Raw genomic sequence first — 19,790 nt, forward strand, 5'->3', positions numbered from 1 at the left:
CAGACTCGCGATCAGGTGGTACCGGCCTGGGGAGGACAACGTGTTCACGGGGATCGACGAGGTCGACTGGGCCTCGCTGCACCATGCGTACGGCAGCGCGGAGGACGTGCCCGGATGGTTACGGGCACTGGCCTCCGCGGACGCCGCCGAGCGACAGACCGCGCTCGACGGCATGTACGGCACGGTGCACCACCAGGGGAACGTGTACGACTCGACGCTGGCCTGCGTTCCCTTCCTGTGCTCGCTCGCGGCCCGCGAGGCGGTGCCGGACCGGGGCTGCATCGTCGAACTGCTGGTCAGCATCGGGGCGGAGAGCGGGGACGCACACGCGCGTGAGGCCGTGCGTGCGGGCTCCGAGGTGTTCGTGCCTCTCCTCGGGGATCCGGACCCGGGAGTGCGCCGAGCGGCGGCCGGAGCCGTCGTACGGTTCCTGGACGGCCCGGAGCGCGTCCTGGACCTGTTGCGGCAGCGGATCCCGGTCGAGCGGGACGGCAGGGTCCTGCTAGCGCTCACCGAGGCCCTCGGCCTGTTCGTACGGCGGCATCCGGCGCACTCCACTTCCGCGGTGGACCTGTTGGCCACGCAGAGCGCCCCGCCCTACGAGCCCGGGCTGCGGCTCGCCGCGCTCGGCCAGCTCGCCCTGGGGGCCCCGGAGCTGCTCCCGGCCGACCTGGTGCCGACGGCCGTCGAGCTGCTGCGGGACAGGTCCGCGCGCCGCGCCCGGGTTCCGGAGCCGTCCGGGAACGACACCCTCGTGGGCCGGATACGGCGGCTGCGACCCTCGGACGAGGAGGGCGCCCAGCTGCTGCGCACCCTGCACACCGCGCTCGGCGACCGCACCGCTGACCGGATCGCCCTGCTCACCGGGCAGTTGACCAGCCCGGACCCGATGGACCGGTGCAATGCCGTGTGCATGTCGGCGGCGCTGTTCCGCGGCTGGCGGGCCGACTGTGCCGGGCCCGTGGCCCTGATCGGTGCCCAGCTGGACACGGAGCAGGACCGGTTGCAGGACGCGGCGGTCTCGGTCCTGGTGGAGCTGTACGGCCTGGCCGCGCCCGCCGCGGACGACCTGTACGCCCTGGTGGCAGCCCGGCCCGACCTGTGGACGCACCGCTGGGAGCGCGGCTCGCCCGCCCTCGGCGGCCCGCTCAAGGCCCTGGCCCGGACCGGCGATCCACGGGCGGTCCCGGTTCTGGCCCAGGTGCTGGCCGGCCCGGTCGTGCCCGGCGGCCTGGGGCACGAGATCGCGCATCTGGGCCCGGCCGCGGCTCTCCTCGCCCCCGCGCTGCGGCACCATCTGGCCCGTGTCCCCCTGGAGTCTCCGGCCGCCGACACACTGGCCGCTCCTCTCCTGGCCGCGATCAGAGCCGTGGGCGACCGGCATGCGGTGCCTGAGGTGCTGCGACTCCTGACCGGGGCATCGGACGGCCTCGGGGCACGGGAGAGACTCCTCGGACCGGCCATCGAGACGCTGGACGCCCTCGGGGCCGCCGCACAGGCGGCACCCGTCCTCCGGGGCCTGCTGCACACCCGGCACGCGGCCGCCGCTGCGGGCGCCCTGTGGTCGGCAGGGGATCCGGTCCCCGCCGTACTGCCCGTCCTTCTGCGGGAGTTGACGCAGGGCGAGCCGGGGAGCCGCCGGCTGGCCGCCCGGCAGCTGGCCAGGCTGGGTCCGGCCGCCCGCGCGGCCCTGCCGGAACTGCGCCGGACGGCCCGCTCGGGGCAGGTGTGGCAGCGGACGGCAGCCGCGTGCGCGCTGTGGCACATCGGCCGGGACCCGGAACCCGTGCTGCCGGTGTTCCGGGCCGCATGGTCGCAGAACCCCTATACGCGCGGCCCGATCGCCCAGTGCCTCGCGGCCATGGGCCCGGCGGCCGCACCGCTGCGGGACCTGGTGACCGCCGAACTGACCGGCCCCCGGCGCCACACGGCCGGCGAGGGCGGGTACGGCAGCCAGGACATCGCCAAGGACGAGGCGTTGCTCAGGACCTGCGGGGAGGTGCTGGCGGGGCTGTAGCCGCGCGCCGGAGCGCACGGCCCGTCGTGGACGCAGAGCCTGTCACGGACGCAGAGCCGTCACGGACGTAGTGCCCGCCACGGACGCAGAGCCGTCACGGACGTAGTGCCCGCCACGGACGCGGAGGGCCATCACCATTTCATCCGACCCCACTGCGGACCCAGTCGGGCCCACTCCGCGTCCCAGCGGTCCATGCGGCGGCGCTCCAGGCGACCGCGCAGGACGCGGCCGCCGACGAAGGGGACGGCCGCGGTGCTCACGCCGACCAGGCCGCCTATCAAGGTGGCCCGGAAGGCAGCCTCGGAGGCGGTGGTGGGGCGGGTGACCAGGTGTCCCTGCGGGTCGGTCCACACGGTGACCGGGGATCCGGTCTTGCTGCCCGGCGCGACCCGGGCCTGGCCGGTGTGGGCCGAGCCGTCGGCGGCGGTCCAGCGGACCTCGGCCCAGACCCGCTCTCCGCCGGTGCCCGCGGCGGTGGCGCTGCCGGGTGCCTGGGCGACGACGTGGGCGACGGTGGGATGCCAGGCGGCGCGCTCCCGGGCCAGTCCGTGCTCCACCGAACGGGCCGCCGCGAGCCCGGCCGGCACCCCGGCCAGGACGGTCAGCAGCCAGGCGGCGAGCACCACCCAGGCCTCCACCACGTCGGCCCGGCGCCGGAGCGGATTGCGCCGCCAGCGCCACAGCCACACCTTGGGACCACGCAACGCCTTCAAAGGCATCTCCTCACGAGCGCACCGACAGGCCGGGCCGACCTCCCATACGGGCAGGGCCGCCCCGTTGCTCACGACGAGCCGTCACCTCGACGGTCGCACGAGACACCCCCCTCGCGCAGGCGCATGCGACAACGCACCTTGCCGATCTCCGCGACAGGCCGACAGCACCGCCGTGACCTGCGCGGACGCCACGCCCGGGGCCGACTGTCAGTGGTGGGGTGCAGACTGGCCGGTATCTGACGACTACCAGGACAAGGATGTCCCGGAGGTGATCGGCATGACCGAGGTCCTGCTCGCTGTGGGCACCCGCAAAGGCCTCTTCATCGGGCGGCGGCGCGGCGGCGCCTGGGAGTTCGACGACAGCCCCTACTTCAACGCCCAGGCCGTCTACTCGGTGGCCATCGACACCCGCGGCGACACCCCGCGGCTGCTCGCGGGCGGCGACAGCGCGCACTGGGGCCCGTCGGTGTTCCACTCCGACGACCTGGGCCGCACCTGGACCGAGCCGGCCCAGCCGGCCGTCAAGTTCCCCAAGGACACCGGGGCTTCGCTGGAGCGGGTCTGGCAGCTGCACCCGGCCACCGCCGAGCCGGACGTGGTGTACGCGGGCACGGAACCGGCCGCGCTGTACCGCTCCGAGGACCGCGGGGAGAGCTTCGAGCTGGTGCGTCCCCTGTGGGAGCACCCGACCCGCTCCCAGTGGGTGCCCGGCGGCGGTGGTGAGGGCCTGCACACGGTGCTCACCGACGTGCGCGACCCGCGGGCCGTGACCGTGGCCGTCTCCACGGCCGGGGTGTTCCGCACCACGGACGGCGGGGCGAGCTGGGCGCCCTCCAACTCCGGTGTCTCCGCGGTGTTCCTGCCGGATCCGAACCCGGAGTTCGGCCAGTGCGTCCACAAGATCGCCAAGGATGCGCGCGACCCGGACCGGCTGTACCTGCAGAACCACTGGGGCGTGTACCGCAGCGACGACGCGGGCGCGCAGTGGACCGACATCGGCGCGGGCCTGCCGTCGACGTTCGGGTTCGCGGTGGCCGCCCACCCGCACCGCGGCGACACCGCGTACGTCTTCCCGATCAACGCCGACGCCGACCGGGTGCCCGCCGACCACCGCTGCCGGGTCTTCCGCACGGCCGACGCGGGCAAGAGCTGGGAGCCGCTGTCGCACGGGCTGCCGGCGGAGGACCACTACGGCACCGTGCTGCGCGACGCGCTGCGGACGGACGACGCGGACCCGGCCGGGGTCTACTTCGGCAACCGCAACGGCGAGGTGTACGCCTCGGCCGACGACGGCGACAGCTGGCAGCAGCTCGCCTCCCATCTGCCGGACGTGCTGTGCGTGCGGGCCGCGGTGATCGACTGACGCGACCGGCCCGCCCCCGAGGCGCAAGGGAGCCGCCGAGGCACACGGGAAAGGAGGTGAGGGCAGAAACGGTCATTCGAGCCGACGGTCCGATCATCCTCGGTCGGCCTCCGGTCGCAGCTTGATCGCCGACCGGTGTACGGCAGTAGGGTGACGCCCGTGGCACCACGACCTTTGCATGAAATCGTCGAACCGGGCTGGGCGAAGGCCCTCGAACCCGTGGCCGGACGGATCGCCGCGATGGGCGACTTCCTGCGCGCGGAGATCGCCGCGGGACGCACTTACCTCCCGGCCGGACCGAACGTCCTGCGCGCCTTCCAGCAGCCCTTCGACGACGTACGTGTCCTGATCGTCGGTCAGGACCCGTACCCGACCCCGGGGCACGCGGTCGGCCTCTCGTTCTCGGTCGCGCCCGAAGTGCGTCCGCTGCCGCCGAGCCTGATCAACATCTTCCGCGAGCTGAACGCCGACCTGGGGCTGCCCCAGCCGTCCAACGGCGACCTCACCCCCTGGACGCAGCAGGGCGTGCTGCTGCTCAACAGGGCGCTCACCACGGCACCGCGCAGCCCGGCCGCCCACCGCGGCAAGGGCTGGGAGGAGGTCACCGAGCAGGCGATCCGGGCCCTGGCCGGGCGCGGCAAGCCGCTGGTGTCCGTCCTGTGGGGACGTGACGCCCGGAACCTGCGTCCGCTGCTGGGCAGTCTGCCGGCCGTGGAGTCCGCGCATCCCTCGCCCATGTCGGCCGACCGCGGCTTCTTCGGGTCGCGTCCGTTCAGCCGGGCCAACGACCTGCTGATCCAGCAGGGCGGACAGCCGGTGGACTGGCGTCTGCCGTGACCGTCCCCGGTTACCTGGCGGTGGACTCCGGGGGCTCCGGTCTCCGGGTCGCCGTCGGCATTCCGGGGCAGGCGCCGTCGGCCCGGCGAGCGTCGGGAGAGCCGGTCCGTACCGGTGCGCGGGGGATCGACCCCGCCCACCTGATGGCGCAACTCGTCCCCCTCGCCCGCGCGTTGGCGGCGGAGGCCGGGGTGGGCGAACTGGACACGGCGGTCGTCGGCGCCGCCGGGTTCTCCTCCCTGGGTGACGCCCTGCGCGCCGAACTGCCGGGCGCGCTCGCCCGGGAGCTGGGCGTACGGAACGTGGCGCTGGCCGCCGACGCCGTGACGGCCTACGTGGGCGCCCTCGGGCCGCGGCCGGGTGCCGTGGTCGCCGCAGGCACCGGTCTGATCGCGGTCGGCACCGATCTGACCGGTTGGCGGCGGGCGGACGGCTGGGGCCATCTGCTGGGCGACTGCGGCGGCGGGGCGTGGATCGGGCGGGCCGGGCTGGAGGCGGCGCTGCGCGCCCACGACGGCCGGGACGGCGGCTCCGCGCCGCTGCTGGCGTGCGCCGAGGAACAGTTCGGTCCGGTGCGGGGACTGCCCGGCCTGCTCTACCCCCGTACCGACCGGCCCGCGCTGCTGGCCGCCTTCGCACTCCAAGTGGCCGCCTGCGCCCCGCACGACCCGGTGGCCGCCGGCATCCTGCGTGCGGCGGCCCGGAACATCGCCGAGTCCGCGGCCGCGGTGTGCCCGGCCTCCGGTGCGCCCGAAGTGGCGTTCACCGGCGGCCTGCTCAAGATGGGCGACCCGCTCCTCGTACCCCTGCGGGAGGAGTTGGCCGGGAGGCTGCCGCACGCCCGGCAGGTGCCGGCCGAGGGCGACCCGCTGCACGGCTGCGTACGGATCGCGAACGAGCTGGCGGCCGGGCGGCTCACACTGCCAGGTGAACCGTCCATGCTCTACGTGGTCCCCACAAAAGGGTATTGACCCCCCTCGCGGTACATCTGTCCGGCAAGTGCCCGGAACACGTGCCAAGGGTACGTAACTCATCAGACAAAACCGGACGTAAACCGCTCACCTGCACCCTCCCCGAACAAGGGAGCCCAAGAAGCCAGTAACATGCGGCGCCATGAGCTCCCCCACTGGGCCCGCGTCCGGCCTGCCAGTACGAATGCCGCGACCCCGCCAGCCCGGACGGCACCGCCGACCGGAACCGCTGGTGGCTCCCGAGGACGCGCCCGCGCTCGTCCTCGCGGTGCCCGGCGCGCCCAGCGCCGCCGCGCGCAGCCTCGCCGAGGAGGTCGTGAGCATCGCCCGCTCCGAGCTGCCCGGCCTGAATGCCCGGATCGGGTACCTGGACGGGGACGACACCGAGTTCCCGAGTCTGCGGGCCGTGCTGGCGCACGCCGCCGAGGAGCGCGCCGCCCGCTACGAGCAGGCCGTCGCCGCCGGCCTCGACGTCAAGGAGCCGGACAGCCCCGTCGCGGTCGTCGTGCCGCTGCTGGCCGGTCCGGACAGCGCGCTGCTGCGCCAGGTCCGCCAGGCCGTGATGGACAGCCGGGTCGCCGCCGACCTGACCGATGTCCTCGGCCCGCACCCGCTGCTCGCCGAGGCGCTGCACGTGCGCCTGTCCGAGGCCGGTCTGGCCCGCGCCGACCGTGCCCGGCTGTTCACCGTGGCCACCGCCGCCGACGGCATCATCCTGGCCTCCGTGGGCGGCGACGAGGCCGTGCAGGCGGCCGGGATCACCGGCATGCTGCTCGCCGCGCGCCTGGCCGTGCCAGTGATGGCCGCGGCCCTGGACCAGGAGGGTTCGATCACCTCCGTCGCCGAGCAGCTGCGTTCCTCGGGTTCGCAGCAGCTGGCCCTGGCGCCGTACCTGATCGGCCCGGAGATCGACCCGGCGCTGCTGGCCGCGGCCGCCGAGGAGGCGGGCTGTGCCACGGCCGAGGCGCTCGGCGCCTACCCGGCGATCGGCAAGCTCGCGCTCGCCAAGTACACGACCGCGCTGGGCATCGCGCCGCAGCAGCCGCAGGGCACGCCGGTCCGCTGACGCAGGACACGGCACCCGTACGACACAGGGCCCGCTCCGGTGATCCGGAGCGGGCCCTGCGCGTTGCCGCTCGGCCACTCAGCCGAAGACGATGCAGGAGGCCGCGGCGACCTCGACGGAGCCGTCGTAGCGGGGCAGCCCGGTCCGCTCGTCGACGGCGAACCAGGTCACGTCTCCTGATCGTTCGTTGGCCGCGTAGAGGAAGCCGTCGTGCTCGGCCAGCGCGCGCGGCCAGTGTCCGCCGCAGGGCACCGTGCCGATCAGGCGGAGTCCGTCCCCCTGGACGGCGAGCACGGACAGGACGTCCTCGCCGCGGGTCGCGGTCCACACGAAGCGGCCGTCGGGCGAGACCACGATGCCCGAGGCGTAGGCGTCGCCGGCCGGGGCGCCCGGCAGGACCGGGACCTCGGTGAGCGGCTTCAGGGAGCCTGCGTCGGCGTCCCAGAGGCAGACCGTGACGGTGGGCGTGAGTTCGTTGACCACGTAGGCGTGCTCGCCGTCCGGATGGAAGGCCAGGTGTCGGGGGCCCGATCCGGGGCGCAGCGCGATCTCGCGGTGCAGGGCCGGGATGCCGTCGTCCAGGGTGCACACCCGGACCGAGTCCGTGCCGAGGTCGACACTGACCGCCCACCGACCGCTGGGGTCCGGCTGCACCTGGTGGGCGTGCGGGCCGCGCTGCCGCCGGTCGTGCGGGCCGGAGCCGGTGTGCTGGAGCACTCCCGAGGGCGCGGGGACCAGGCTGCCGTCCGAGCGCACCGGTACGGCTGTGACGCTGCCGGAGCCGTAGTTGGCGGTCAGGACGTGCCCGGCGTACAGGCTGAGGTGCGTGGGTCCGCTGCCGTCGACCGGCACGGGCGGCCCCGCGGGCTCCGGCTTGTCACGGCCGACGCGGAACGCGGCGACAGCGCCGTCGGCGGTCTCGCTGACCGCGTAGAGCATGGTCCCGTCCGGCGACAGGGCCAGGTAAGAGGGGTCGGGCACGGCACCGAGACGGCCGGTGACGGTCAGCGCCCCGCTGCCCGGGCGCACGTCCGCGGTGACCAGCCCGGGCCCGCCCGCAGCCGTGAACGACCCGATGAACGCCCTGTACCGCCTGCCGCCCTCTGCCACCGCTGTCCCCTCTCGGTCCGAGCCAGTGCCGACGGTAGCAGTCGATCAGCTCAGGTCTAGACCAAATGGGTGACGAGGGAGTGTTCCGACGCCACCTGGGCCCTGACCAGCGGCGATCCCGACGGAGCCTGCATAGGCCGATCCAGGCTGTGCAGGTGGGCCAGGGCTGGCTCGACAGGAGCCCCGGCCGACCGGTGCGTGCCAGAGCAGGCTCGACCGGCGCCTCGGAGGCCCGGTGGACGCCCTCGGAGCCACCGACCGTGAATCCCCCGACCGCGACCCCAGACCAGCCATAAGGCCGCCCCAGAGCCGCTCCGCCGACCCCGCCCCTCAGAACCCCACCAACAGCGATCCCGACGGAACCCGCAAAGGATCGGCCAGGTCCGCCAAGGCGCATTCCAAGCCGTGCAGGTCGGCCAGGGCCGACTCGGCCGGAGCGATGGACGCGACCGGAGCCGCTGGCGGCGAATCCCCCGACCACGACCCCGGACCAGCCGCGAGCCCGCCCCAGAGCCGCTCCGCCGACCCCGCCCCTCAGGCCCCCACCAGCGGCGATCCCGACGGAGCCCGCAGGGGCTCGGCCAGGTCGGCCAGGGCGCGTTCCAGGCTGTGCAGGTGGGCCAGGGCCGGCTCGGCCGGGGCGTCGGCGGGGTGGTGGACGCGGTCGGTGCCGCCGGTGGTGAGTGCCCCGACCGCGGCCTCCACGCGCCAGCAGGCGGTGGCCAGGCGGGCGTCGTGGGAGGCCTCGGGGTCGGCGGCGACGGCGACCAGGCCGCGGATCTCCCGGGCGCAGTCGTCGAGGAGGGCGAGGACCCGGCGGGCGCGCCGCTTGCGGCCGAGCATCGGGTTCAGCGGGTGCACCAGCGGCGCGACCGAGAGCCGGACCCGGCCGAGCAGCTGCTCCAGCTCGGCCACGCGCGGCGCCGGGTCGGCCGTGGCCGAGCCCGCGAGACGCGCGGCGGCCTCCGCGGTGCAGGCGTGGACGCAGCGCAGGGCGCGCTGGATCCAGGCGTCGGTGGTGGCGTGGGTGGTGACCGGCAGCACGAACAGCACGGCCAGCACCGCGCCGAGGGCGCCGACGCCGGTCTCGGCGAGACGCAGCGCGAGCAGACCGGGGCCGAGGACGCCGAGCAGGCCGTAGAGCAGCTCGGCGAGCAGGGTCACCCAGAGCATCATCCAGGTGTACGAGACGGCGGCCGTGTAGAAGATGCCGAAGACGGCGACCGCGACGAGGACGGCCGTCGGGACCGGCGCGCCGTCCACGGGTACGGCGACGAGGAAGCCCAGGCCGATGCCGATGACCGTGCCGAGGACCCGCCGGAAGCCGCGTACGAGCGTCTCGCCGCGCGAGGCGGTGTTGACGAAGACCCACCAGGTGGCGCCCACGGCCCAGTACCAGCGCTGCCCTGACACCAGCTGCCCCACGACCAGAGCGAACCCGGCTCCGGCGACCGCCTGGACCGCCTGCCGGGTGGTCACGCGGGCCAGCCCGGACCCGGCGGGCGGCGCGGGCACGACGGCCGGGGGCAGCCGGCGCTCGTAGCACCACAGGCCGAAGCGCACCGCGGCCGCGCTGAGCACGGACAGCAGGACGGCCGCGTACAGCTCGGGCAGTTGTCCGGGCGTGGCGTGCAGGAACTGGGCCACGAAGAAGGTCATGAAGGCGAACACGCCGAGACTGTGCCCGCGGGGGCCCCAGCGGCGGGCGTACACGCCGGCTCCGACGATGGTGAGGAAGGTCAGGTCCCGCGCCACCGGGTGATCGTGCAGTTCGGCCGCGGCGGCGAGCACGGGCACGCCGACGACGGGCAGCAGCGCGGTGGTGACGGCCTGCCCGCGCACGGTGGCGTCGGTGACGGTGAACAGGGCGAGCAGCGCGGCGAGACCACCGGTGACCGCGCCGACGAGCGAGTGCCCGGCCAGCCCGCACACCACGACGGCCAGCCCGATGCCGAGGACGGCCCGCACGGCGAAACGCAACCGCGTCCGCCCCGGGTCCGGAGCCACGAACACCCTCTTCAGCACTGACGCCCTCCCTCGGGAAACACCTGGCATACAAAAGGCGCCGCGGGGATCCGCAGCGCCATCGACGTGTCCATGAGAGCATCACAGAGGTCGATGGCTCAAGTGTCGGCTGAGTCACTGAGCCATTGGTCCAGCGCCGTGCGCGCACGATCGTCCGGCTGAATACCAACGGACCAGGTCGGGCGGCACACCGGGGCTGCAGCCCGCTGAGCCATTGGTACAGTCGTAGATCATGACCGTGGACGCACTCGACACCCGCATCCTGCGGCTGCTGCTGGAGCAGCCGCGCACCAGCGTGCGCGAGTACGCCCGCATCCTCGGCGTCGCCCGCGGCACGCTCCAGGCCCGCCTGGACCGCATGGAACGGGACGGCGTGATCACCGGCACGGGCCCCTCGCTCTCTCCGGCCGCCCTCGGCCACCCGGTGCTGGCGTTCGTGCACATCGAGGTCACGCAGGGGCATCTGGACGACGTCGGGGACGCGCTGGCCGCCGTGCCGGAGATCGTCGAGGCGTTCTCGATCACGGGCGGCGGGGATCTGCTGGCCCGGGTGGTGGGGCGGGACAACGCCCACCTGGAGGACGTGATCCAGAAGCTGATCAGCCTGCCGGGCGTGGTGCGCACCCGCACCGAGGTGGCCCTGCGCGAGCGCGTGCCGTACCGGCTGCTGCCGCTGGTGGAGTCGGTCGGGCGAGCGGCCCGCGCCTGACGCTTGGCATGCTGGACCGCATGGGCAAGCTCGGCGCGCTTTCGGTCATCTTCGATCTCGACGGAACGCTGGTGGACAGCGAGCCGAACTACTACGAGGCGAGCCGACAGACCCTGGCCGAGCACGGCGTCCCCGGCTTCACCTGGGCGGAGCACGAGAGCTACGTCGGGATCAGCACCCTGGAGACGGTCGCGATCCTGCGGGAGCGCTACGGCCTGCGCGCCACGGTGGACGAGCTGTTCCACGCGACGAACCGGCGCTATCTGCAGCTGGCCCGGGCCGGCACGCACGCCTACCCCGAGATGCGGAAGTTCGTGGAGCTGCTGGCGGCCGAGGCCGTTCCGATGGCGGTGGCCTCCGGCTCCTCCCCCAAGGCCATCGAGGCCGTCCTCGCGGGGACCGGTCTCGACGCCTTCCTGCGCATCGTGGTCTCGGCCGACGAGGTGGCCCACGGCAAGCCCGCCCCCGACGTCTTCCTGGAGGCGGCCCGGCGGCTCGGGACGGACCCGGCCGACTGCGTGGTCCTGGAGGACGCGGCACCGGGTGCGGCCGCAGCGCACGCGGCCGGGATGCGCTGCATCGCCGTCCCGTACGTGGCCGCCCAGGCCGAGGCTCCCGAGTTCGCCACGGCCGCGCTGCTGCTGCGGGGCGGCCAGACGGAGTTCACGGCACAGTCGGCATACACCTGGCTGACGGATCCGGTCACCTCCGACTGAGCAACTCCCTTACTCGTCAGTACCGTTGACGCCCCTCCGCCCCTTCCCTATCTTCTGGGCGACTTGTCGAACGCCGTTCGAAATCACGGACGACATGGGGAAACGAGGAGCACATGACCCCGCCCCTCTCGCGACGCACTCTCCTCCAGGCGACCGCACTCACGGCCGCGGCGACCGGTCTGACCGTGGCACCCGCCGGTACGGCGGCCGGTCTGACCGCCGCCCCCGCCGGTGCGGCGACCGCCGCCGCCCAACCCGCCTGGAAAGTACGGCCGTTCGGGCTGGGTGAGGTGACGCTCGGCCGCGGTCTGTTCGCCGACAAACGCGCCCTGATGCTCGACCACGCCCGCGGGTACGACGTGAACCGGCTGCTCCAGGTCTTCCGCGCGAACGCGGGCCTGTCCACGGGTGGTGCGATCGCGCCCGGCGGCTGGGAGGGGCTGGACGGCGAAGCCAACGGCAATCTGCGCGGGCACTACACCGGGCACTTCCTCACCATGCTGGCGCAGGCGTACGCGAGCACGGGCGAGGAGGTGTTCGCACAGAAGATCCGCACCATGATCGGCGCACTCACCGAGGTACGGGACGCACTGCGCCACGATCCCGCCGTACTGACCGGTCAGGGCCGCTTCGGCTCGGCCGTCGAGCAGGTGCGCGGCTCCTACCGGTACGTCGACCTGCCCTCCGGGGTGCTCGGGAACGCCACCGCGGTCACCCTGTCCGCCTGGGTGAAACCCACCCACGACGCGAACTGGGCCCGCGTCCTCGACTTCGGCGACGACACCACCCGGTACCTGTATCTCGCCGTCCGCAACGCCTCCGGCGTGCCCCGGTTCGCCGTCACCACCTCGGGCCCCGGCGGCGAGCAGGGCCTGAACGGGACCGCTCCGCTGCCGCTGAACGAGTGGAGTCATCTGGCCGTGACCCTCGGCGCCGGCACCGGCACGCTCTACGTCAACGGCACGGCCGTCGCCAGGAACACCGCCATGACGCTCACCCCGGCGGCTCTGGGCGACCTCACCGACCACTGGCTGGGCCGCTCGCACTACATTGCCGACCCCGTGTTCGCGGGCGCGGTCGAGGAGTTCGCGATATGGTCGCGTGCGCTCAGCGCCGCCGAGATCGGCGAACTCCAGGGCGCACGCGCGGCCGAGACCTCCGCCGGGCCGGGCGACCTGGTGTCCTACCGCTTCGACGAGACCTCCGGCGCGCACTTCGCGGACTCCTCCGGACGCGGCCTGGCCGCCACCCTGCGCCGCACCTGGGGCGGCCCCAGCCATCCCGGCTTCCTCGCGGCCTACCCGGAGACGCAGTTCATCCTGCTCGAGTCGATGACCGGCAGCGACTACACGAAGGTGTGGGCGCCGTACTACACCGCGCACAAGATCCTCCGGGGCCTGCTGGACGCCCACCTGGCCACCGACGACGAACAGGCACTGGACCTCGCCTCGGGCCTGGGCGACTGGATGTACTCCCGGCTGTCCCGGCTGCCCGCGGCCACCCTGCAGCGCATGTGGGGGATCTTCTCCAGCGGCGAGTACGGCGGGATCGTCGAGGCGATCTGCGACCTGCACGAGCGCACCGGCAGGGCCGAACACCTCGCGCTGGCCCGCCTGTTCGACCTGGACCGGCTGATCGACGCGTGCGCGGCGGACACCGACGTCCTCGACGGGCTCCACGCCAACCAGCACATACCGATCTTCACGGGTCTGGTCCGGCTGTACGACGCGACGGGCGAGCAGCGTTACCTCACCGCCGCGAAGAACTTCTGGCGGATGGTCGTGCCCCATCGCATGTACGGCATCGGCGGCACCAGCACCGGCGAGTTCTGGAAGGCGCGGGACGTCGTCGCGGGGACGATCGGCGCGACGACGGCGGAGACGTGCTGCGCGTACAACCTGCTGAAGCTGAGCCGGTCGCTGTTCTTCCACGAGCAGGATCCGGCCTACATGGACTACTACGAGCGGGCGTTGTACAACCAGGTGCTCGGCAGCAAGCAGGACAAGACCGACGCGGAGAAGCCGCTCGTCACGTACTTCATCGGGCTGACGCCGGGTCATGTCCGGGACTACACGCCGAAGCAGGGCACGACCTGCTGCGAGGGCACCGGCATGGAGAGCGCCACCAAGTACCAGGACTCGGTGTACTTCGCGGCGGCCGACGGCAGCGTCCTGTACGTCAACCTGTACAGCCCGTCCACCCTGACCTGGGCCGAGAAGGGCGTCACGGTCACCCAGACCACCGGCTACCCGCACGAGCAGGGCAGCACCCTCACCGTCGGCGGCAGCGGCCGTGCCTCGTTCGCGCTGCGGCTGCGGGTGCCCGGGTGGGCGACCGCCGGGTTCCGGGTGACGGTCAACGGGCGTGCGGTGGAGGGCACTCCGACGCCCGGCAGCTACTTCACCGTCTCGCGGACCTGGCGGCCCGGCGACACGGTACGGGTGGACATGCCGTTCCGGCTGCGGGTGGAGAAGGCCCTGGACGACCCGTCCTTGCAGGCCCTGTTCTACGGCCCGGTCAACCTGGTGGCCCGCAGCTCCGCGACGGAGTACCTGAAGCTGGGCCTGTACCGGAACGCGGCGCTCTCCGGCGACCTGCTGCCCTCCCTGACTCCCGTCTCCGGTTCTCCGCTGCACTACACCCAGGACGGCATCGAGTTCGCCCCGTTCCTCGAAGGGACCGAGGACCCGACCCACGCGTACTTCCGGCGGTCCGAACCCCGTGTGGTCCTCGGCGGCCTCGACGCCGGCATGGCGAACCCCGCCCGGTCCGACGGGACCACCCTGCTGGACGAGATCTGGGCGGGGGCGCCCTTCCGGAACAAGGGCGCGCTGGTCACGCGCGTACAGGACGTCGTGGCGGAGTGGGTGGCGGCGGGGCTGCTCGGGCAGGAGGAGGGGGAGGCGGTCGTCCGTACGGCGCGGAAGGCGTCGTACACGCCCTGACGGCTCCGACCCGCGCGACAGCGTGACGGCGTGACGCCCCCGACGCGCGCGGAAGTGCTCCTTCCGTGCGTTGGGCGGGGTGGCTGCTTAGCGTGACCCCATGACCACAGACCAGGCCCGCCCCGCCCCCGACGACCGGCGGTGGAAGGCGCTCGGGGTCTGTCTGACGGCGGGCTTCATCTCGCTGCTCGACACCTCGATCGTGAACGTGGCGCTGCCCTCGATGGAGCACGGGCTCGGCGCCTCGGAGGCCGCCCAGTCCTGGGTGGTGTCCGGGTACGCCCTCACCTTCGGGCTCGCGCTCGTGCCTGCGGGCCGGCTGGGCGACATGCGCGGGCGGCGCCAGGCCTTCCTGTTCGGGCTCGCCGTGTTCACGCTGGCCTCGGCTGCCTGCGGGCTCGCGCCCAGTGCCTCCTGGCTGGTGCTGTTCCGGCTGATCCAGGGCACGGCGGCGGGCATGGTCGCACCGCAGACCTCGGGGCTGATCCAGCAGATGTTCCAGGGCGCCGAGCGGGGCAAGGCCTTCGGTCGGCTCGGCAGTGTCATCGGGGTCTCGACGGCCGTGGGCCCGCTGGCGGGCGGTCTGCTGATCAACGCGGTCGGCACCGACGACGGCTGGCGCTGGGTGTTCTTCGTCAACCTGCCGATCGGGGTCGCCGCGTTCGCCGCGGGACTGCGGCTGCTGCCCCGGTACCCCGCCCTGTCGGACAAGCGGGAGGAGTTCGATCTGTTCGGGGTGCTGCTCCTCGGCTCGGGCGTGCTCGCGCTCATGCTGCCCCTGGTGCAGGAGCAGCAGTGGACCGGGCGGCTGAAGTGGGCGCTGATGCCGGTGGCCGCGCTGCTGCTGGCAGCGTTCTGGGCGTGGGAGCGGCGCGAGGGACGGCGCGGGCGGGCGCCCCTGCTCGACCTGAACCTGTTCTCCCTGCGGTCCTTCACACTCGGCGCGCTGATCAGCCTGATCTACTTCGCGGGCTTCACCACGGTCTTCTTCGTCTACACGCTGTACCTGCAGGACACGGTCGGATACAGCGCGCTGACGGCGGGGCTCACGGTCCTGCCCTTCGCGGTCGCCTCAGCGGTCGGCGCCGCCATCGGCGGGCGGCTGGTGGTGCGCCACGGCCGCAAGCTCGTCGTCATCGGTCTGAGCGGGGTGGCGGCGGGGCTGCTCGGGGTGGTCGTGGCGGTGCAGCTGGTGCCCGGGCAGGCCGTGGGATGGGCCTCGGCGCTGCCGCTGTTCATCGGCGGGATCAGCTCCGGCCTGGCGGTCTCCCCGAACACCACCCTCACCCTGACCCGCGTCCCCGTGCACCGTGCCGGTGCGGCCGGCGGGGTGCTGCAGACGGGCCAGCGCGTCGGCTCGGCCGCCGGGATCGCCGTGGTCGGCGCGGTGTACTTCGCGCACCTGGCCAACCACGGGCGCTCCGTCACGGCGCTTCAGCTCGGGCTGCTCACCGCCGTGGGGATGATCATGATCGCGCTGGTGCTGGCGATGGCGGACCTGCGGGAGCGGCATGTGCATCCCGAGCCGGAGACCGCCGGCGGGACGGAGGAGCCGGTCCGGAGCGGATCCTGAAGGGTCAAGACCTGCGGCGCGGCTTGCCGCGCTTGGCCGGCTTGGCTCCCCCGGAGCCCGTGCGGCCCCGTACGCTGCGGCTCGCAGACTTGCCGCCGGTCGACTTCGCGGCAGCCGGCTTCTGCCGGGTGCCACCCTGCTCCGGGCGCTTCCGCTTCTGATCCGCCTCGGCCTTCGCCGTCGTACGGCCGCGCGTGCTGTTGACGGTCCGGCCGCGGACGATGCCGATGAAGTCCTCCACCAGGTCGGTGGTGGCCTCCTCCGGCCAGGACAGGGCGACGCTCGACTGGGGTGCGTCGACGACCGGGCGGTAGGTGACGTCCCTGCGGTGGTGGAGGCGGGCCAGGGACTGCGGGACGATCAGGAGGCCCACTCCCGCCGCCACCAGCTCGATGGCGTCCTCCGTCGTCGCGGGGCGCTCGAAGGCGGGTTCGCCGGGCGGGCTGTCCCAGTCGAAGACGTCGTCCAGGGGGTGGAAGAGCACCTCGTCGGCGAGGTCGGCCAGGGTCACCTCGTCCGCCGCCGTGATCAGGTGGTCCTTGGGGACGACGACCACCGTGGTCTCGGTGTAGAGGGGGATCGCGCTGAAGAACGTACGGTCGACCGGCAGCCGTACGAGGCCCGCGTCCGCGTCGCCCGCCCGCAGCACGTCCGCCGCCTCGGTGCTGGGCACCTGGACGAGGGTGAGCGGGATGTCGGGCCGGCGCTCGTTCCAGATCCGCACCCACTTGGCGGGCGTCGCTCCGGGAACGTACGCGAGCCGGAACGACGGTGTTTCCTCCGAGCCTGTCACCAGGCCAGGTTACCGGCCGTGGTCGGCGGTCCGGCACGCGGCCGATACCCTTGACCTCATGAGTTCGCAGCAGAGCACCCAGACGATGAAGCCCGCGACCGCGGCGAAGAAGCTGGGTGTGTACCTCCCCGCCACCCCCGCCGAGTTCCAGGAGGGTGTGGTCTCGCGCGCCGAGCTGAACGAGCTGCAGGCCAATCCGCCGGAGTGGCTGCGCGTGCTGCGAGAGAACGGCCCGCACCCGCGCCCGGTGGTCGCCGCGAAGCTCGGCGTGTCCATCGCGGGGCTCGCCCGCGGCGGGATCACCGAGGCGCTGACCACCGAGCAGATCGAGGCGCTCAAGGACGAGCGGCCCGAGTGGCTGGAGAAGGAGCGCGCCACCCAGGCCGAGGTCCGCAAGGAAACGGTGCGGATCAAGAAGCTGCACAAGGAGAAGCAGGAGAAGGGCGCCGAGCGGCCCTGACGCCCTTTGGCCGGCTCAGCCGTCCGACGGCACCTTGAGCCGGTCCCAGCTGGCCTTGCCGGGGATACCGTCCGCGTCCTTGCCCTTGAAGCCGAGCTTGTGCTGCCAGGCGGCGTAGGACCGGCGGTCGGCCTCGGTCCACTCGGGGCTCGGCCCCTCCTCGTAGTGCCCACAGCCCTCGGCGACCAGCCGGCGGCCCATGGCCGTGATGACGGGCGACTTCTGCCCGGTGTGGAAGAAGCCGCCGCCCGGGAACGGCGCGTACTTCGGCTTGGGCGCGGGCTTGGGGTCCGGGTCCGTGCCGCCGCCCTTTCCGGCCAGCCGGTCGGCTATCCGCTTGCGCATCCCGTCCATCGTGAAGCCGCGCGGGTCCTGCTTGCCCGGCTGCCACTCCTTGTGCCCGATGACGGAGCGCTCGGACCAGCCGTGGTGCCGGCAGATGGCGGCGGAGACCTTCTCGATGGCCTCCTTCTGCGCCTCGGGCCAAGGGTCCCTGCCGTCACCGAGGTTGATGCACTCGAAGCCGTAGAAGTGCCGGTTGCCGTCGACGTCGGCCTGGTTGTCGTGCGGCAGCCTGGTCTCGTTGATCACCGCGCGCAGCACGTCGCTGTCGCCGAGGCCCGCGTGGTTGGCTCGGCCGTTGCCGACGAGGTGGACATGGCCCTGCTTGTCGATCACGCCGTGGCACAGCGGGCCGGGCAGGCCGGAGTAGCCGTTGTAGCAGATGTTCACGGAGTTCTCGGTGCCCGAGGTGACGGTGTGGTGGATCATCACGCCGTTCACCGGGCCCCAGGGGCCCTTGGTGTTGCGGTTGTGGTGGCGCCAGTCGCGCACCTCGTGAACGGTCAGGCCCTCGGCGCGCAGCACCTGCAGCAGCTTCGACCCGGTCATCGGCTCAGCCATCAGTCGTCTCCTTCCACGGCGGCCTCGGCCGCCGCTGTGGTCTGCGAGCGGCCGCCGGAGGGGTCGGCCTCGGCGGCCTGCTCCTCGCGCGCGGCCAGGGCCTCGGCGTCCAGGGCCGCCCGGTCGGCCGCGGGGATGTCCGTGCCGAGCGGGCCGAAGGCGAACCGCAGGTCGACGGTGCTGCCTTCGCCCTGCACCAGGGCCAGCGGCGCGAAGTGCCGGGCGATCCCGGCCGGGGTCCGGAGCAGGGGGCGGCGCGCCGCGTCGGCCGGCCACTCGACGCTGCCGGTGGCGGTGCGGGCGGGGATCAGCCAGTGGTCGCCGGTGCGGTAGCCGCCGCCCTTGGCGAAGTACACCTCGACACCGTCCTCCAGGGGCAGCCACTGCCTCTCGACGACGGGGACGGCACCGCCCTTCAGCGCCGTCGTACGGCCCTTCTGCTTCGGACCCTCCTGGTGGTCCCAGCGGCGCAGGAACGGGTGCAGGTGCGGGAGGCGTCCGACATGCGGGTCCGGCTCGGCGGAGAGGCGGACGCGGCGGCCGGGGAGGTCCAGTTCCTCGACCCGCAGCAGGGGCCGGGGTTCGAGGCGGGAGGCGTAGGCCGTGTCGGTGAACTCGACGTGGTCGCCGACGTCCAGGTCGAGCTTGTCGTCGGGGCCGAGGGTCGCCAACTGCACCCAGGTGCCGTCCAGTTCGTCCACCGGGAAGACCACGGAGCCGTTCTCCCGTGACCACTTGAAGGTGGCGTCCTTCGCCTCGCCGCCCGCGTGGATCTCCACCCGGTACAGCTGGTTCTCCGGGCCGCGGTAGCGGGCGTCGGGCCGGACCAGGCAGGGGTCCTCGTCGGCGTGCTCGGGCCGCTCGCTGCGGGCGGCGAGCCGGGCGGAGGGCTCCGCCTGGGCCTTCGCCCACTTCTCGAACGCGTCACGCACGGCCTGCGCGGACGGTTCGCTCCCCTCGATGTCCAGTGCGGACAGGGACAGCGGCAGCACCTGCCAGACCACCTTGGCGCGGACGGCGGTGTCGGGCAGCGCGGCGCCGAGGGCGACCTCGCGCAGCGCCGGGTCCTCGGCCGCGCAGACCGCCCGCTCCCACACCTTCAGGTAGACGACGAAGGGCGACTGGGCGGGCGAGGGCAGCTTGTCGGCGGGGTTCTCCGGGTCGCGGAAGCCGTCGGGCTGGTTCCAGTAGTCCCAGAAGGCGTCGGTCTCGGGAGCCGGCTGCTCCTTGTCGTCCTCGTCCGGTACGGGGATGCCGGGCGCCGGGCGGTCTGCGTCGCACAGGATGCCGTCGACGTAGTAGCGGCCGCCGTGGATGCGCAGGGTGTCGATGTCGAGCTTGCCGCCCACGTACTCGATGCGGAAGCCGGTGACCCGGCCGGGTCCGCCGGGTCCCCCGTGCCGGCCGATCAGGTCGGCGGCGAGCGTGCGGGCCTGGTGGAGCTGGATGGCGGCCTGCTCGTTGAGGTCGGCGTCCAGCTGGACGCGGCCCTGCTGGGCGACGACCGCGGAGTAGTGCCGCTCCGGGCGGAAGGTGGAGCGGGAGAGATCAGCGTGCATGAAGGGGGTCCCCCTGGTTCGGAAATCTGC

16 protein-coding genes are annotated in these 19,790 nt (G+C 73.4%); 10 read left to right on the forward strand and 6 right to left on the reverse strand.

Features of this window, described 5'->3' with window-relative positions:
- Nucleotides 1–40: 40 nt before the first annotated feature.
- Nucleotides 41–2,017 (forward strand): HEAT repeat domain-containing protein, encoded by a 1,977-nt coding sequence (locus ACFYZZ_RS21375; protein ID WP_389178091.1) that lies wholly within the window; start codon nucleotides 41–43, stop codon nucleotides 2,015–2,017.
- Nucleotides 2,018–2,148: 131 nt separating this feature from the next.
- Here the strand turns inward: ACFYZZ_RS21375 and ACFYZZ_RS21380 are convergent, their stop codons facing one another.
- On the reverse strand, nucleotides 2,149–2,736 hold the full coding sequence (locus tag ACFYZZ_RS21380) for a hypothetical protein (protein ID WP_389178094.1): 588 nt from the start codon (nucleotides 2,734–2,736) through the stop codon (nucleotides 2,149–2,151).
- Between the two features lie 271 nt (nucleotides 2,737–3,007).
- On the opposite strand from ACFYZZ_RS21380, the gene ACFYZZ_RS21385 reads away from it, so the two are divergent.
- The 4 genes from ACFYZZ_RS21385 to ACFYZZ_RS21400 all read left to right on the forward strand — a co-directional run bounded on the left by ACFYZZ_RS21385 (nucleotide 3,008) and on the right by ACFYZZ_RS21400 (nucleotide 6,967).
- Nucleotides 3,008–4,093: a WD40/YVTN/BNR-like repeat-containing protein gene (locus ACFYZZ_RS21385; RefSeq protein ID WP_389178097.1), complete on the forward strand. Its 1,086-nt coding sequence runs from the start codon at nucleotides 3,008–3,010 to the stop codon at nucleotides 4,091–4,093.
- Nucleotides 4,094–4,252: 159 nt separating this feature from the next.
- On the forward strand, nucleotides 4,253–4,930 hold the full coding sequence (locus tag ACFYZZ_RS21390; protein WP_389178100.1) for a uracil-DNA glycosylase: 678 nt from the start codon (nucleotides 4,253–4,255) through the stop codon (nucleotides 4,928–4,930).
- The gene (locus ACFYZZ_RS21395; RefSeq protein ID WP_389178103.1) at nucleotides 4,927–5,901 is read left to right on the forward strand and encodes an N-acetylglucosamine kinase; all 975 of its coding nucleotides are present in this window, start codon (nucleotides 4,927–4,929) and stop codon (nucleotides 5,899–5,901) included. The genes ACFYZZ_RS21390 and ACFYZZ_RS21395 overlap by 4 nt, the downstream gene beginning before the upstream one ends.
- Before the next feature lie 142 nt (nucleotides 5,902–6,043).
- Nucleotides 6,044–6,967 carry a sirohydrochlorin chelatase gene (locus ACFYZZ_RS21400; RefSeq protein WP_386575077.1) on the forward strand — a complete coding sequence of 308 codons (924 nt, stop codon included), beginning with the start codon at nucleotides 6,044–6,046 and terminating at the stop codon, nucleotides 6,965–6,967.
- A 78-nt stretch (nucleotides 6,968–7,045) separates the two neighbouring features.
- Here ACFYZZ_RS21400 and ACFYZZ_RS21405 read toward each other — a convergent pair whose 3' ends face one another.
- Both ACFYZZ_RS21405 and ACFYZZ_RS21410 read right to left on the reverse strand, forming a co-directional pair.
- The gene (locus tag ACFYZZ_RS21405) at nucleotides 7,046–8,077 is read right to left on the reverse strand and encodes a lactonase family protein (protein ID WP_389178106.1); all 1,032 of its coding nucleotides are present in this window, start codon (nucleotides 8,075–8,077) and stop codon (nucleotides 7,046–7,048) included.
- A 534-nt stretch (nucleotides 8,078–8,611) separates the two neighbouring features.
- The gene (locus tag ACFYZZ_RS21410) at nucleotides 8,612–10,102 is read right to left on the reverse strand and encodes an FUSC family protein (protein ID WP_389178109.1); all 1,491 of its coding nucleotides are present in this window, start codon (nucleotides 10,100–10,102) and stop codon (nucleotides 8,612–8,614) included.
- 232 nt (nucleotides 10,103–10,334) lie between these two features.
- On the opposite strand from ACFYZZ_RS21410, the gene ACFYZZ_RS21415 reads away from it, so the two are divergent.
- From ACFYZZ_RS21415 to ACFYZZ_RS21430, 4 genes are all read left to right on the forward strand, one after another.
- Nucleotides 10,335–10,811 (forward strand): Lrp/AsnC family transcriptional regulator, encoded by a 477-nt coding sequence (locus ACFYZZ_RS21415; RefSeq protein ID WP_179851790.1) that lies wholly within the window; start codon nucleotides 10,335–10,337, stop codon nucleotides 10,809–10,811.
- 20 nt (nucleotides 10,812–10,831) lie between these two features.
- The gene (locus tag ACFYZZ_RS21420) at nucleotides 10,832–11,527 is read left to right on the forward strand and encodes an HAD family hydrolase (RefSeq protein ID WP_389178112.1); all 696 of its coding nucleotides are present in this window, start codon (nucleotides 10,832–10,834) and stop codon (nucleotides 11,525–11,527) included.
- 113 nt (nucleotides 11,528–11,640) lie between these two features.
- The gene (locus ACFYZZ_RS21425) at nucleotides 11,641–14,472 is read left to right on the forward strand and encodes a beta-L-arabinofuranosidase domain-containing protein (protein WP_389178115.1); all 2,832 of its coding nucleotides are present in this window, start codon (nucleotides 11,641–11,643) and stop codon (nucleotides 14,470–14,472) included.
- A gap of 100 nt (nucleotides 14,473–14,572) precedes the next feature.
- Nucleotides 14,573–16,045: an MFS transporter gene (locus ACFYZZ_RS21430; RefSeq protein WP_389178118.1), complete on the forward strand. Its 1,473-nt coding sequence runs from the start codon at nucleotides 14,573–14,575 to the stop codon at nucleotides 16,043–16,045.
- A 4-nt stretch (nucleotides 16,046–16,049) separates the two neighbouring features.
- Here ACFYZZ_RS21430 and ACFYZZ_RS21435 read toward each other — a convergent pair whose 3' ends face one another.
- Nucleotides 16,050–16,838 carry a LysR family substrate-binding domain-containing protein gene (locus ACFYZZ_RS21435; protein WP_389178121.1) on the reverse strand — a complete coding sequence of 263 codons (789 nt, stop codon included), beginning with the start codon at nucleotides 16,836–16,838 and terminating at the stop codon, nucleotides 16,050–16,052.
- A gap of 58 nt (nucleotides 16,839–16,896) precedes the next feature.
- Here ACFYZZ_RS21435 and ACFYZZ_RS21440 point away from each other — a divergent pair, with 58 nt between their 5' ends.
- On the forward strand, nucleotides 16,897–17,298 hold the full coding sequence (locus tag ACFYZZ_RS21440) for a DUF5997 family protein (protein ID WP_389178124.1): 402 nt from the start codon (nucleotides 16,897–16,899) through the stop codon (nucleotides 17,296–17,298).
- Nucleotides 17,299–17,313: 15 nt separating this feature from the next.
- Here ACFYZZ_RS21440 and ACFYZZ_RS21445 read toward each other — a convergent pair whose 3' ends face one another.
- Entirely contained in the window at nucleotides 17,314–18,201 is an 888-nt protein-coding gene (locus tag ACFYZZ_RS21445; protein ID WP_389178127.1) for a peptidoglycan-binding protein, read from the reverse strand.
- A complete protein-coding gene (locus tag ACFYZZ_RS21450) occupies nucleotides 18,201–19,760 on the reverse strand; it encodes a DUF6519 domain-containing protein (protein WP_389178130.1) in 1,560 nt (519 codons plus the stop codon). Before ACFYZZ_RS21450 ends, ACFYZZ_RS21445 begins: the two co-directional genes overlap by 1 nt.
- Nucleotides 19,761–19,790: the final 30 nt, after the last annotated feature.

The sequence above is a fragment of the Streptomyces sp. NPDC001816 genome (genome assembly GCF_042892235.1).
Classification (GTDB): domain Bacteria; phylum Actinomycetota; class Actinomycetes; order Streptomycetales; family Streptomycetaceae; genus Streptomyces.

Bases quoted from the DNA above. Each gene is read 5' to 3' on its own strand.
- ACFYZZ_RS21425 (WP_389178115.1), top strand. From the start codon at position 11,641: ATGACCCCGCCCCTCTCGCGACGCACTCTCCTCCAGGCGACCGCACTC.
- ACFYZZ_RS21430 (WP_389178118.1), top strand. From the start codon at position 14,573: ATGACCACAGACCAGGCCCGCCCCGCCCCCGACGACCGGCGGTGGAAG.
- ACFYZZ_RS21445 (WP_389178127.1), bottom strand. From the start codon at position 18,201: ATGGCTGAGCCGATGACCGGGTCGAAGCTGCTGCAGGTGCTGCGCGCC.
- ACFYZZ_RS21440 (WP_389178124.1), top strand. From the start codon at position 16,897: ATGAGTTCGCAGCAGAGCACCCAGACGATGAAGCCCGCGACCGCGGCG.
- ACFYZZ_RS21420 (WP_389178112.1), top strand. From the start codon at position 10,832: ATGGGCAAGCTCGGCGCGCTTTCGGTCATCTTCGATCTCGACGGAACG.
- ACFYZZ_RS21385 (WP_389178097.1), top strand. From the start codon at position 3,008: ATGACCGAGGTCCTGCTCGCTGTGGGCACCCGCAAAGGCCTCTTCATC.
- ACFYZZ_RS21400 (WP_386575077.1), top strand. From the start codon at position 6,044: ATGAGCTCCCCCACTGGGCCCGCGTCCGGCCTGCCAGTACGAATGCCG.
- ACFYZZ_RS21450 (WP_389178130.1), bottom strand. From the start codon at position 19,760: ATGCACGCTGATCTCTCCCGCTCCACCTTCCGCCCGGAGCGGCACTAC.
- ACFYZZ_RS21380 (WP_389178094.1), bottom strand. From the start codon at position 2,736: ATGCCTTTGAAGGCGTTGCGTGGTCCCAAGGTGTGGCTGTGGCGCTGG.
- ACFYZZ_RS21415 (WP_179851790.1), top strand. From the start codon at position 10,335: ATGACCGTGGACGCACTCGACACCCGCATCCTGCGGCTGCTGCTGGAG.